We start from the raw sequence: 13,556 nt of genomic DNA, 5'->3' as shown, positions 1-13,556 counted from the left end.
ATATGAAAAAAGGCGAACTTTCGTTCGCCTTTTTAATTCTGGCGGAGTGGACGGGACTCGAACCCGCGACCCCCGGCGTGACAGGCCGGTATTCTAACCAGCTGAACTACCACTCCTAAAACTGCATATCGCAAAAAAATTTTCAAATTTCATCGCAACTATTTTGCCTGACTAACTGGTGGGTGCTGAGAGGCTCGAACTCCCGACCTACGCCTTGTAAGGGCGCCGCTCTACCAACTGAGCTAAGCACCCTACACTTCATATTCAAACCAAATTTGATTTAAAACCGAGGGCGAAGCCAGTCAAACATTTGGCGTTTGTCACCGCGCCAAAGACGATTAGTTTACAGCATCTTTCAACGCTTTGCCAGGCTTAAATTTAGGAACCTTGGCAGCTTTGATTTTGATCGCTTCGCCGGTACGTGGATTACGACCAGTACGTGCAGCGCGCTTGCCAACTGAAAAAGTACCGAAGCCGACCAAGGTAACAGTGCCATTCTTTTTCAGGGTTGCTTTAACGGCGCCGATCAATGCATCCAGTGCGCGTGATGAAGCCGCCTTGGAAATATCTGCTGATTTAGCAATGTGCTCGATTAGTTCGGTTTTATTCAATTAAGTCCCCTCAAAAAGATTGAAATTCGGGATGGCTATTCTCGCTCAGATCAAATATGAAGACCACCGCAGAGAACGCAGAAGAAATCTGCAGACCACATTAAACAAGCCGCAAAGCCTTGTGTCAAGCGGTTTGCCGCCATGCGGCACCGAATTAAACAGATTTAACATTGCACAAATAATCCACGCTCAAAATTTCTGCGAAAAAAAAAGCGCCCTTGCGAGCGCCTTTTTACGGACTATTAAAACAGCCCAATATCATTACTAAAAACAAAACAACCTTGATGCTTGCCTTGCCTAATGCATATTTAGTGCTTAACCACTGTCGTGTCCGCCTTTTCACCGGCCTTGGCGACGGCAGCAGCATCCACCACAGCCTCCTCTTCGGTCAGTGGTACCGGTTGACGCTCAAGAGCGATTTCCAGCACTTTATCAAACCAGCGCACCGGTACGATTTCCAGTTTATTTTTTACGTTGTCCGGGATCTCCGCAAGATCCTTGGCGTTCTGCTCTGGAATCAAAACCGTCTTGATGCCCCCGCGATGCGCCGCCAGCAGTTTCTCTTTCAATCCGCCAATCGGCAACACCTCGCCGCGCAACGTAATTTCACCGGTCATCGCCACATCTGCACGCACTGGAATACCGGTAAAGATCGACACCAGCGCCGTGGCCATCCCGATACCTGCCGAAGGACCATCTTTCGGCGTCGCACCTTCCGGCACGTGAATGTGAATGTCAGTTTTCTCAAACGCCTCGTTCTTGATGCCCAGCTTCTTGGCACGACTGCGCACCACCGTGCGCGCCGCTTCAATCGACTCTTTCATCACATCACCCAGCGTACCGGTGCGGATGATCGCGCCTTTGCCTTGCATCGCCACAGCTTCAATCGTGAGCAACTCGCCACCGACTTCGGTCCATGCCAGACCAACCACCTGACCAACCTGGTTTTCTTTTTCGGCGACACCGAAATCGAAGCGTCGAACGCCGAGGAATTTGTCGATGTTCTTCGATGTGATCGCGACTTTTTTCTCCTGCTTTTTCAGTAGCAGCAACTTCACTACCTTACGGCAAATCTTGGAGATTTCACGTTCCAGCGAGCGCACACCGGCTTCCCGCGTGTAATAACGGATGATGTCGCGAATCGCACCTTCGGCAACACCGATTTCTTCCACTTTCAGACCGTTATTCTTGATCTGTTTAGGCAATAAATAACGCAGCGCAATATTGGTTTTTTCATCTTCGGTATAACCCGCCAGACGAATCACCTCCATCCGATCCAGCAAGGCTGGCGGAATATTGAACGAATTGGATGTCGCCACAAACATCACGTCCGACAAGTCGAAATCGACTTCGATGTAATGATCCGAGAACGTGTGATTCTGCTCAGGATCAAGCACCTCAAGCAATGCCGACGATGGATCGCCACGGAAATCCATGCCGAGCTTGTCAATTTCATCGAGCAGGAACAACGGATTGCGCACGCCGACCTTGGCAAGACTTTGCAAAATCTTGCCTGGCATCGAACCGATGTAAGTACGGCGATGACCGCGAATCTCGGCCTCATCACGCACGCCGCCCAATGCCATCCGCACAAACTTACGATTGGTGGCATGCGCGATCGATTGCCCAAGCGAAGTCTTACCCACACCCGGAGGACCCACGAAGCATAGGATCGGCGCTTTCAGCTTGTCGACGCGTTGTTGTACGGCGAGGTATTCCAGAATGCGTTCCTTGACCTTATCCAGGCCATAGTGGTCGCCTTCCAGCACTTTTTCCGCATTGCCCAGCTCGTTATTCACCTTGGATTTTTTCTTCCATGGCAAACCAACCAGTGTATCGATGTAATTGCGCACCACCGTCGCTTCGGCCGACATCGGCGACATCAGCTTCAGTTTCTTGAGTTCGCTTTGGGCTTTCTCTAACGCTTCTTTTGGCATCTTGGCAGAAAGGATTTTCTTTTCCAGTTCTTCCAGATCAGCGCCTTCTTCGCCTTCGCCGAGTTCTTTCTGAATCGCTTTGACTTGCTCGTTCAAATAGTACTCACGCTGCGACTTTTCCATCTGCCGTTTGACACGGCCACGGATGCGTTTTTCAACTTGCAGAATATCCAGCTCGCCTTCCAGTTGCCCAAGCAGATGCTCGTAACGTTTGGCGACGTTGAAGATTTCCAGAATGACCTGTTTTTGCTCCAGCTTCAGCGGCAAGTGGGCGGCAATGGTGTCGGCCAGACGACCGGCATCATCGATCCCGGCCAGTGAGGTCAGGATTTCCGGTGGGATTTTTTTATTCAGTTTGACGTATTGATCGAACTGCTGAACGATGGCGCGACGCATCGCCTCCACCTCAGCTTCGTCCCCTGACTCCGACTCAACCGGCGTCAAATCAGCAACGAAATGGGTATCCAGTTCGCTGATGCGATGAATGCGCGCACGTTGTGCACCTTCGACCAACACCTTCACGGTGCCGTCCGGAAGTTTCAGCATTTGCAGAATATTAGCGACGCAGCCGATCTCATAAATGTCGTCAGCCGATGGTTCGTCCTTGGCGGCGGCCTTTTGGGCGGCCAGCATGATGCTCTTGCCCTGCTCCATCGCGGCTTCGAGAGCCTTGATCGATTTTGGGCGACCGACGAACAGAGGAATCACCATATGCGGGAATACCACCACATCCCGTAACGGTAGCAGTGGCAACCGGGTTTGTTCAGTAAATGTAGAAGTTGTCATGGCGAGCCCTATCAAAAAAACTTATTAATGATGTTGGCACGAGTAGCCTAAACACAAGCCCTAGTTGCAACAAAAAATTCATCACTTACAGTTGCGTGGGCAATAAAAAAAGCCACACGCGAAGTTACCTTCGGGTGGCTTTACGATTGAAGCCTGATTTATAATTTTACGAAATTGTACTGCTTTTGCTCAAAAAACGGGTTTTTAAGCCCGCTTTTTACTTAACTTTACAAATTTTATGATTTTGCGCCTGAGACCTTTGCCTGCTCATGATAGATCATCAACGGCTTAGCGCCATGAGTGATGGTGTTTTCGTCAATCACCACTTTCGAAACATTTTTATGGCTCGGCAAGTCATACATCACATCCAGCAGTGCGTGCTCCAGAATCGAACGCAAACCACGAGCGCCGGTCTTGCGCGCCAATGCTTTCTTGGCGATAGCCTGCAGCGCAGCCGGCCGAATGTCGAGCTCAGCGCCTTCCATTTGCAGCAGTTTTGCATACTGCTTGATCAGCGCATTCTTCGGCTCCACCAGAATCTGTATCAACGCCGCTTCATTCAGTTCAGTCAACGTTGCGATCACCGGCAAACGACCAACCAGCTCCGGAATCAGACCGAAACGGGTCAAGTCTTCCGGCTCGGCGTCCAGTAATACTTCGCTTGAGGTACGCTGGCTTTGACTCTTCACATTTGCCGAGAAGCCGATGCCGCTCTTCTCTGAACGTTCAGAAATGATTTTTGCCAGGCCATCGAAAGCCCCGCCGCAAATGAACAAAATATTTGTCGTATCAACCTGTACGAAATCCTGGTTTGGATGCTTGCGCCCACCTTGTGGCGGCACCGAAGCCATGGTGCCCTCTATCAGTTTCAGCAGGGCCTGTTGCACGCCTTCGCCGGAAACGTCGCGGGTGATCGACGGATTGTCCGATTTGCGCGTAATCTTGTCGATTTCATCGATATAGACGATGCCCTTTTGCGCTTTATCAACTTCATAATTGCAATTTTGCAGCAATTTCTGAATAATATTTTCGACATCCTCACCAACGTAACCAGCTTCAGTCAACGTGGTCGCATCGGCAATTACAAACGGTACATTCAAGGTACGTGCCAGCGTTTGTGCCAGTAAAGTCTTACCGGAACCGGTCGGCCCTACCAGCAGAATATTGCTCTTCGCCAATTCGATATCGTCTTTTTTACCAAGATGCTTCAGGCGTTTGTAATGGTTGTACACCGCCACCGACAGAATCCGCTTGGCCGTTTCCTGGCCGATCACATATTGATCGAGCAGCTCGCAAATTTCCTGAGGAATCGGCAACTCTGATTTCTGACCATCCAAGGTTTCGACGCTCGACGCTTCGTCACGAATGATGTCGTTACAAAGATCGATACACTCGTCGCAGACGAAGACCGACGGTCCGGCGATGAGTTTTTTCACCTCGTGCTGGCTTTTTCCGCAGAAGGAGCAATAAAGCAGTTTTTCGCCGCTGGAAGTTTTTTTATCGGACATAAGGCAATGTTTGAGTGAGCGTCAGTAAGGGGTGTCAAGCTAAGACAAAAGAAGCCTAAATAAGCGGCCACTTGGCGTTGAATTGATATTACCTGCGAAACACCAATTCGTCACGGCGCGGACCAATAAAAATGACCGCGGCGTGACATTTTTTTTTACGCTTAAAGGATGAAAAAGCCAATATCAAAAAAGAAAAAACGCCCGACCCATTTGGGTTCGGGCGTTTTGCATCACACCCGGCTATCAGGCGCGTGTCGTAAGAACCTTGTCAATCAGGCCATAATCTACTGCCGCATCTGCCGACATGAAATTATCACGGTCGGTATCCCTGCCGATCTGCTCGATGCTTCTGCCGGTTTTATCCGCCAGAATGCCATTCAGACGTTCACGCAGATACAGAATTTCCCGCGCTTGAATTTCGATATCGGAAGCCTGTCCCTGCGCACCACCCAGCGGTTGATGAATCATGATCCGGGAGTTAGGTAACGAGAAACGCTTGCCCTTGGCGCCAGCTGCCAGCAGGAATGCGCCCATCGATGCCGCCATACCGGTACACAAGGTCGACACGTCCGGCTTGATAAATTGCATGGTGTCGTAAATCGCCATGCCGGCCGATACCGAACCGCCAGGAGAGTTAATGTAAAGCGAAATATCCTTCTCTGGATTTTCGCTCTCCAGGAACAGCAACTGTGCCACGATCAGATTGGCGGTCTGATCATTGACCGGACCAACCAGAAAAATCACACGTTCACGCAGCAAACGCGAATAGATATCATATGAACGCTCGCCGCGACCGCTTTGCTCAACCACGATAGGCACCATGCCGAGCATGTCAGTATCTAGCGCCGAATTACGATGAAAGCCTGTCATATTCTTCCTTATTGGAGCGTATTCGGTACCTGTTCACATTTTGACGCACTACCGCACGCAATCCCTGAACAGGCCCGCAAGCCCACTAGGCTTAATTACGCTTGTTGACCGTTGTTACCCATCAGCTCATCAAACGCGACCGATTTCTCAGTCACTTTCGATTGACTCAACACGTAGTTGACGACGTTTTCTTCTAAAACAAGTGCTTCGACTTCAGCCAGACGGCTACGATCGCTGAAATAATATTTCAGGACTTGTTTTGGATCTTCGTAGCTTTGCGCAAAATCTTCAACTTGGGCTTTGACTTGCTCGGCCGTCGCTTGCAGTTTGTTTTCTTTAACGACATCCGCCAGGATCAGACCCAGACGAACACGACGCTCAGCTTGCGCAGTGAACAGTTCAGGTGGGAACGGCATGTTCTTGACGTCCATACCGCGCTGCGCCATGTCTTGACGGGTCATTTCAACCAGACGTTGCACGTCCTGATCAATCAGCGCCTTCGGCACGTCCAGTTCGCTGACCTTGATCAGCGCATCCATCACGCTGTCTTTGTTCTTGGCTTTGACACGGGCGCCAACTTCACGCTCCAGATTGAGCTTGATGTCTGCGCGCATTTTAATCAGATCGCCGTCTTCCACGCCCAGCGACTTGGCAAATTCCTCATCGACTTCCGGCAGGTGCGCCCATTCCAGCTTCTTCAAGGTGATGGTGAATTCTGCAGTTTTGCCGGCGACATCCTTACCGTGATAATCAGCAGGGAAAGACAATTCAAAAGTCTTTGCCTCGCCGACTTTGAGGCCGACAGTAGCGGCTTCAAATTCAGGCAACATGCGGCCTTCGCCCAGCACGAATGCGTAGTCGTCGGCTTTACCGCCCGGAAATTCAACGCCATCGATCTTGCCAATGAAATCGATGGTGACGCGGTTCTCGTTTTGCGCTGTCAGATCGCTGCCGCCGTCGCCGTGTGCGTCTTGCTCGCCCTTGACGTGGTAATGCACGCGCTGTTTACGCAGGATGTTGATGGTCTTGTCGATTTCAGCATCGCTGACTTCAGCCTTGGTCTTTTCGACCTCAACGCTACTCAGATCACCGATTTTGACTTCAGGATAAACTTCGAAAGTTGCTTCGAATGCGACCACACCTTCTGGCGCACCTTCGCTGGTCTTGGGCTCGATATTCGGGAAACCGGCAACGCGTAAATTATTTTCGTTCGCAGCGTCATTGAATGCGCGACCGACTTTATCGTTCAGCACTTCGTTTTCGACCTGAAAACCGTACTGCGCAGCAACCATTTTCATTGGCACTTTACCAGGACGGAAACCCGGTGCCTTGGCGGTGCGCGCACGCACTTTCAGGCGCTTTTCAACTTCAGTTTGCACTTCAACCATTGGAATGGTAATGGTGAGGCGGCGTTCAAGTTTGCTCAAAGTTTCGACTGCAGTTGCCATGTGAATCGTCCAAAAATTAAAAATTCTGTGTTTTATATGTGTGACCAGAGTGACTCAAATTAACGAAAACCCCGATTGAACAAGGTTTTCTCCAACTTAAGCGGCTAAATGTTGCCATTTATACCCCGCCCCCGGCACGCTAAAGTCCGATATTCTATACGTAAAACTGCTGGTTGCGCCAAAACCGGTTGCTATAGCACCGCAATCCGGCATTGCAATCCAAATAACCGGTTCTACTTTACCGGAATCGGCGTAGTAGCTGGCACCGGCACTGCAGTAACGCTGTTTTGCGGACTACCATCGATCAATTTATCCGAGTAAGTCAGATAGATCAATGTATTGCGGCTGGGATCGACTACACGAACGATATGCAAGCGCTTGAACAGTATCGACATGCGCTCCGTAAACACATCTTCCTGCAATGGCAACTTGCCAGGAAAACGCACGCTCGCGGCCACCTGGCGGCAGGCGATCGATGCCTCGGCGCGATCTTCGGCCAGGCCAATCGTGCCTTTCACACCACCGGTTCGCGCACGCGACACATAGCAAGTGACGCCTTGCACACTAGCAAGTTTCTGTGACTTGCGATGTATAGCAACTTTTTGTAAAATGGACGCCATTATAACAATAATGATTGTTGATGACCGCCCGCGCACACCGAACTACCCTCCCGACCTTAGCATTATCCCTCGCAAGTGAATCTCCTGAAATAGGTTCAATGAAAGTCGAATTAAAAGGTTCGACCGAACATGTGACCTATTACAGGACCGCTGTTCGCCAGCCTTCGGGAAAGCGCATTGACGGTGGACCTGAATGGTCCCACGGTCGCTATGGTCGGTTTCCTATTGTCTTGAACGCGGATGGCAGTCCCTGGGCAGAGGCAGCCCTGTACTTCATTGACTGTGCTGAGTTGAAGACCGAGCCGAATATGCTGTCCTTCGGGACGGTCGCCGGGGACTTAGCAGATTACCGAAATTTTCTCGATGATGAAGAGTTGGATTGGCTTTCGTTTGAAAGCCGGAAGTACTCCAGACCAACCTATCGCTACTCGGCAGAGCTGAAACTATTAATTCGAAAAGGAACAGTAAGCCCAAGCGTTGCCAAGCGACGAATGGCCGCCGTCATCAGATTCTATGCCTGGTTAATCAACAATGGCATTTTTTCACCCAAAAATCCTCCCTGGGTGGAACGCGGCGTAGCCATAGCCTTCCGAGATGAAAAGGGCATGGACCGAACCAAGGAAGTTACTACCACCGATATCAGCATCAAGGTCCCGAAGTCAGACGACCCTTTAGATGACCAAATAGATGACGGCGGAAAGCTACGACCATTACCTACCATCGAGCAAAAGGCAATATTGGAGGCTCTTGACGACCTCGGGAACACAGAAATCACGCTCATGCATCAACTGTCTTTGCTCACGGGCGCACGAGAACAATCAGTCCTTACATTTCGGTTGCGCCACGTGCAAACCAATCCCGACCAATTCAGCAGTGATGACGTACGTATTGCCTGCGGTCCGGGCACCGGGATAGATACGAAGAAAAACAAGCAAGGAATCTTGCACGTGCCAAAGTATCTCTACCAGCAGCTTCACATCTACTCAAAAAGTCCGCGAGCAGCGAAACGAAGAGCGAAGAATGAGAAAGGCGACGAGGAAAACCAGTACCTCTTTCTTACTCAACACGGCAATCCATTCTATGAGTCGATAGAGGACCGTCACAAAATCCGCCTTGCGGGTCAACAGCTTAGAAGCACCAAGCAGGGGCAGTCCCTTCGCTCGTTCATCTCCGCGCAAGTCATTGCCGCAGCGCGCGCAAAACTGGGGCAACCAATGTTTGCATACAGATTTCACGACCTGCGCGCATCTTTCGGAATGAATTTCGTGGATTTTTGCGCCTCCAGTATTGCGGAAGGCACGGTGCAGCGAGACTGGGTGCTCGAGCAACTTTCTGGACTTATGTGGCATTCCGACATAACAACGACGATTCGGTACCTTGATTATCGGCGTAACCGCCGTCTGTTGGAGGCCGCCGACGAAGGGTGGAGTTCGTATCTGCGGAACCTCATACAAAAAAAGGGAACCATTATTGAAGCCGAATGAATTGACAATCCTCGACATGCCGATATCAACGAGTATGCAGGTGGCAAAACCGGATAGATTAGCTTTGAGATTTGAGGGAGCCGAAACTCTTGGGCATATTTGGACCTTCGCATATGTGAACCGTGAAAAGAAAGTCGGAAAGCCATCGGATTGGCCCATCGACGAAAATAGCTTCTACGCGCCAAGGCTTCCCGTCATCGTTAATATCGCAACTACCCTCTCCCAGTTGATTGAAACAAAGGGCTGGTCTCCCATGAGCGCGTTTACCAATTTTGGGTATGTACGTAACTTCATGGATTGGGTGGACGGGAACAACGATGGCGCGGCCGTGTGGGTCGAAAGAGCCGAAACTGAACGCATATTCGTAAAATATTGCCAAGAATTGAGCCTCGCAGCCTCGACCGGACAACTTTCCACTCGCACAGCCGCCTCCCGGCAACAGTCCCTTCTGGTATTCGCGCGCGAGTTCTATGATGAAGAATTTTGCAAACGATTCAAACCCTTAAAGCAATCCGGAGGCAATCCAACGCGTGCCCCGGACGAAGAAAATCTCCGGACTTTTGCGGCATGGATGAACGAAATATTTGACGTTGCGAGTAACGCTATCCTCACAGACGCACCTTTCCCTCTTGCATTCACGGACCAGAGCACTAACGGTAGCAAAGAGACTATCTGGTGGGTGCCAAACGGTAAAAGTCGAAGCACGTTGTTGAATGTACGTGGAGGAGCTGCCTGGAATATCGAGGACGGCACCCTTCGAAGTGTCGATGAAGTTGAACAAATATATGCCGCCGGCCTTAACAAGAATCCTCGTATTCAAGCACGACACGCGATAAGAGAAGCGAGGCGCATCCTGACGGAGGCAAACACCAACCGATACCATCCAGAGCGGTTGAACATCGCTTCGCTTGCCTGCCTAGCTTTCGGAGGATTGTTCGCATTAGAGACTGGTCACAATCAGTCTATTCTCCACCTCCTCGATTGCTCCGATGACCTCTCCGACCACGTTCAGAGAGGTGCCGTCACGCGCGCCAAGTTTCGTGCGCTAAAGCTAAGGGCCGACGGAAAGGAAATTACCATATCCGTTGGTATCGGTTTTATGCCTAAGCTCAAACGCTATTTGGAGGTGCGCGACTGCATCCTCCGCGGGAATTCCTGTGAGGCACTCTTACTCTTCATCGACGCCAGCGGCAATGCTGCGCCATTTCCCACGGGATGGTTTAAGCAAAATTTGACGAGAAGGGTCGCCCGATTTGGAATAACTGTGCCGAAGCTGAGCCTTCGAAAATTGCGAGCTGCTAAGCAAGACCACCTCATCCGCCACGAAACACCCGACGTGGCCGCTAAGTTAATGGGTCATTCCATCGCAACGGCGCTGCGGTCATATTCAAACGGCTCTCAGGTCACCCACACCAAGGAGATGGGCCGCTACTTGACAACCCTGGAGGAAACCGTGGTGCGAACGCCCGTTCAATCGGAAATCCAGGTCCAAAACGGTGTAGGACGTTGTAAGAGCTTTAATGACCCAGAAGCAATATCCCAAACAGTGCCGGTGATGCCCACATGCACGTCCACTGAAGGGTGTCTCTTTTGCAACAAATACCGAATCCATGCCGACGAAACGGATGTCCGCAAACTCCTGAGTTGCCGGTACTGCCTAAAGCTAACGTTTGGCTCCACTGGGAATATTGACCTAGCTGATGGCGTACTTGGCAAAGTGCTTCAACGAATTGAGGAGCTGCTACAGGAACTCCGCACGGTCAACAACGCTTTGGTTGCGAAGATTGAGCATGAGGTTGAGCTCGACGAATTACTCGACCCGTTTTGGGGAACAAAAATTGAGCAACTTACAAGCCTTGGAGTGATATGAGCGCAACTACTGTAACCATCACGAAAGACCTTGACCAGGGCGTTAACACACCGTTTTGGCGCCCACCTGACGACGCTGAGATAGTGGCAACACTGCGACCGGGGAGGAGCCGGTTTGGTGGTGACGAGTGGGACATTTCTGCATTGCAAGGGAATATTTCATGGACAAAACAATTGGAGTTCACTCGGCTAAGACGTTTAGGCATCTCGCATGAGACGTCTCTCCTTCAAATTAAGGTCCTCTTCTACCTGCTACTGCATGTCGAAGGCGAAGAGCTTCCCGCTGCGTCAACCTTCATGGGGAATTATTACGCTCTCCGAACCTTCGCCGTGGAAGCTTCAAAAGCCGGGTTAACACTCTATGACGCATTGGGCGACATGGCTTTTGGTCTTGAGTTCATTTCGAACAAACCGAGAATGGCAGTGAAGCTATATAGCTTGCTCATCAAGCTAGTTGCTTTGCCCGAATTTACCGTAAATGTCCCCTTAAAGAAACTGCACCCCGCTATCCTTAAGGCTGACCGAGCAATACGTGATGCCGAAAAGCAAACACCTGTTATTCCCACTCGAATCTACTCGCACATACTAACCAGATTGACTGCGGAACTTGACACGGTAGAACTGGTACTTGAGGACCTCCTTTCTTATATTCGTGTTGCTCATGGGTGCAGCCGAGGAAACTACCCAACGCCCAGTGCCCGGTTGCAGGAATACGCGACCTGGCTTGGACAAACTGGCAGTCCGCGGCTTTCCGATGTAGCTGGATGGATTTCTAACGTTTACGCAGTTTGCTGTGCCGTCATTGCCGCAAATACAGGTATGCGGAAAGGAGAGGTTGAAACCCTGCCCGTCAACGCACTGACCACCTTTGCGCACGGCGGCACTGTCCATTCGTGCATCAGAGGGTACACAACCAAATTCAACAAGGGAAAGAAGCAAGAGGCGAACTGGGTGACCAATTCAACCGGAGTTCGTGCAGCAACGGTTGCCATGACACTGGCAAAAGCACTCCATACTCAATATGGCAACGAGCATCTATTGGGAGATGAAAGTTCACCGTTTTTACTATTTCCACGGCACGGCTTTGGAAGTTACGGCCACTACGATGGAATGAAGGTCCAAGGGGCCGATATTCCGAAAGCAAAGCTTTTTTCAAGAATTTCGCCGATTATCGAAAGAGGTGATATTGAGGAATTGGAGCAGATAGATGTTGAAAGGGACTGGCATAACGAAGGCGAGTTTGCTGTGGGAATGCAATGGCCAGCGGCTATGCATCAGTTCCGTCGGAGCCTTGCGCTATATGCGCACCGCTCCGGCATGGTTACTCTTCCAAGTCTAAAAGCGCAACTAAAGCACCTGACACAAGAGATGTCAATGTATTACTCCAAGGGTTCAGCATTCGCCAAGTCCATGGTCTTTGACCGAGACCATTTTGCTACCGAATGGAACGCCAGTCGCACGCTTTCCGAGTATCTTGGCTATGCCATGCAGGTTCTCATGAGCGACGAACGATTATTCGGAGGTGCTGCTGCATGGGCTCACAGTCCCGCAGTTAAAGCGTCGCCAGTGTCTGTGCACTCGCGTGCGCACGCCCTCCGTATGTTCGAGAAAGGAGAGATGGCATATCGCGAAACCGTTCTTGGCGGCTGCACAAGTACAAGTTCCTGCGATAGCACCCCCTTGACTCCTATTCCGTTCGAATGCCTTTCCAGCAACTGCAAGAATCTCGTTGTCAGTCCGAGAAAGCTGCGGAGAACCCTTGAATCACAACAAATCCTCGTGGAGCGGCTTGAACGCAATAGCCCGCTATCCGTTGAACATAGGATGGAGCGACGAGGACTGGAAATACTTACCAAAGCACTGACAAAGATTGAGACTTCGGACGCCCCATGAATGATTCGATGAACGATTATTATGCTGCGCTAGAGCGATTGAAAAATCGAAAAGCCAAGATAAACAACGATACCGTTGCGCTGGAAGCGGGCCGCAAGAAAGGAAGCATTAAGAAATCACGCCTCCAATTTGCCGACCTTATTGCCGCTATCGACACTGCTGCGGCCGAATTAGCAGACGTCCGCAATGAGCCTATTGCGCAGCTCGAGCGTGCAAAAGAAGAAAAGAAGAGTATCCGTCAACGTTTGGATGAGGCTATAGAGCGGGAAATTTGCCTAATTAAGGAAGTATTTGATTTGAAGCGAGAGCTCGCTCAGTTAAGGTCTGGAACCGTCATTCCCATTCGGGCGAAAAGGCCGCGTTAAACCACTCAAAGCGAATAGGCTGTCGCGGGCCCTGATGTAGGGTTATCCACGGCGCCGCTCGCCGCCCAATGTCAGGGGCAAGAGCGAGCGGCGCGGTGGGTAACCCGGCCAACCATCTACGCGGCCTGTTCGCTACGTGGAAAATTGCGATGCAGAGGGTTCAAA

At 50.8% G+C, this 13,556-nt stretch carries 9 protein-coding genes, 2 tRNA genes and 1 pseudogene; 4 read left to right on the top strand and 8 right to left on the bottom strand.

Annotated features, from left to right (window positions below):
* Window positions 1–39 precede the first annotated feature (39 nt).
* From AC3CHX_RS09070 to AC3CHX_RS09035, 8 genes and pseudogenes are all read right to left on the bottom strand, one after another.
* A tRNA-Asp gene (locus AC3CHX_RS09070) sits at window positions 40–116 on the bottom strand.
* Between the two features lie 60 nt (window positions 117–176).
* Window positions 177–252 (bottom strand) — tRNA-Val (locus AC3CHX_RS09065).
* 86 nt (window positions 253–338) lie between these two features.
* Complete coding sequence (locus tag AC3CHX_RS09060) at window positions 339–611, bottom strand: HU family DNA-binding protein (protein ID WP_488643706.1); 273 nt, start codon at window positions 609–611, stop codon at window positions 339–341.
* A gap of 308 nt (window positions 612–919) precedes the next feature.
* A complete protein-coding gene (lon, locus tag AC3CHX_RS09055) occupies window positions 920–3,334 on the bottom strand; it encodes an endopeptidase La (protein WP_488643705.1) in 2,415 nt (804 codons plus the stop codon).
* Window positions 3,335–3,570: 236 nt separating this feature from the next.
* A complete protein-coding gene (clpX, locus tag AC3CHX_RS09050; protein WP_488643704.1) occupies window positions 3,571–4,842 on the bottom strand; it encodes an ATP-dependent Clp protease ATP-binding subunit ClpX in 1,272 nt (423 codons plus the stop codon).
* Between the two features lie 243 nt (window positions 4,843–5,085).
* The gene (gene clpP / locus AC3CHX_RS09045) at window positions 5,086–5,712 is read right to left on the bottom strand and encodes an ATP-dependent Clp endopeptidase proteolytic subunit ClpP (RefSeq protein WP_488643703.1); all 627 of its coding nucleotides are present in this window, start codon (window positions 5,710–5,712) and stop codon (window positions 5,086–5,088) included.
* A 95-nt stretch (window positions 5,713–5,807) separates the two neighbouring features.
* Complete coding sequence (tig, locus tag AC3CHX_RS09040) at window positions 5,808–7,160, bottom strand: trigger factor (RefSeq protein WP_488643702.1); 1,353 nt, start codon at window positions 7,158–7,160, stop codon at window positions 5,808–5,810.
* A gap of 233 nt (window positions 7,161–7,393) precedes the next feature.
* Window positions 7,394–7,723: pseudogene (locus tag AC3CHX_RS09035) on the bottom strand (CreA family protein); the annotation flags it as partial.
* A 155-nt stretch (window positions 7,724–7,878) separates the two neighbouring features.
* Between AC3CHX_RS09035 and AC3CHX_RS09030 the strand changes: the two are divergent.
* The 4 genes from AC3CHX_RS09030 to AC3CHX_RS09015 are packed head-to-tail and all read left to right on the top strand — an operon-like array spanning window position 7,879 to window position 13,391.
* Window positions 7,879–9,264, top strand: coding sequence for a site-specific integrase (locus AC3CHX_RS09030; protein WP_488643701.1), 1,386 nt, complete (start codon window positions 7,879–7,881; stop codon window positions 9,262–9,264).
* Window positions 9,251–11,134, top strand: a complete 1,884-nt coding sequence (locus tag AC3CHX_RS09025; RefSeq protein ID WP_488643700.1) for a hypothetical protein — start codon at window positions 9,251–9,253, stop codon at window positions 11,132–11,134. The genes AC3CHX_RS09030 and AC3CHX_RS09025 overlap by 14 nt, the downstream gene beginning before the upstream one ends.
* Window positions 11,131–13,026, top strand: coding sequence for an integrase (locus tag AC3CHX_RS09020; RefSeq protein WP_488643699.1), 1,896 nt, complete (start codon window positions 11,131–11,133; stop codon window positions 13,024–13,026). The genes AC3CHX_RS09025 and AC3CHX_RS09020 overlap by 4 nt, the downstream gene beginning before the upstream one ends.
* Complete coding sequence (locus AC3CHX_RS09015) at window positions 13,023–13,391, top strand: hypothetical protein (protein WP_488643698.1); 369 nt, start codon at window positions 13,023–13,025, stop codon at window positions 13,389–13,391. Before AC3CHX_RS09020 ends, AC3CHX_RS09015 begins: the two co-directional genes overlap by 4 nt.
* Window positions 13,392–13,556: the final 165 nt, after the last annotated feature.

It is taken from the genome of Glaciimonas sp. OK215 (assembly GCF_057787885.1).
The sequence above is the reverse complement of the archived record's forward strand: the minus strand, read 5'-3'. Positions and strand labels throughout refer to the sequence as shown.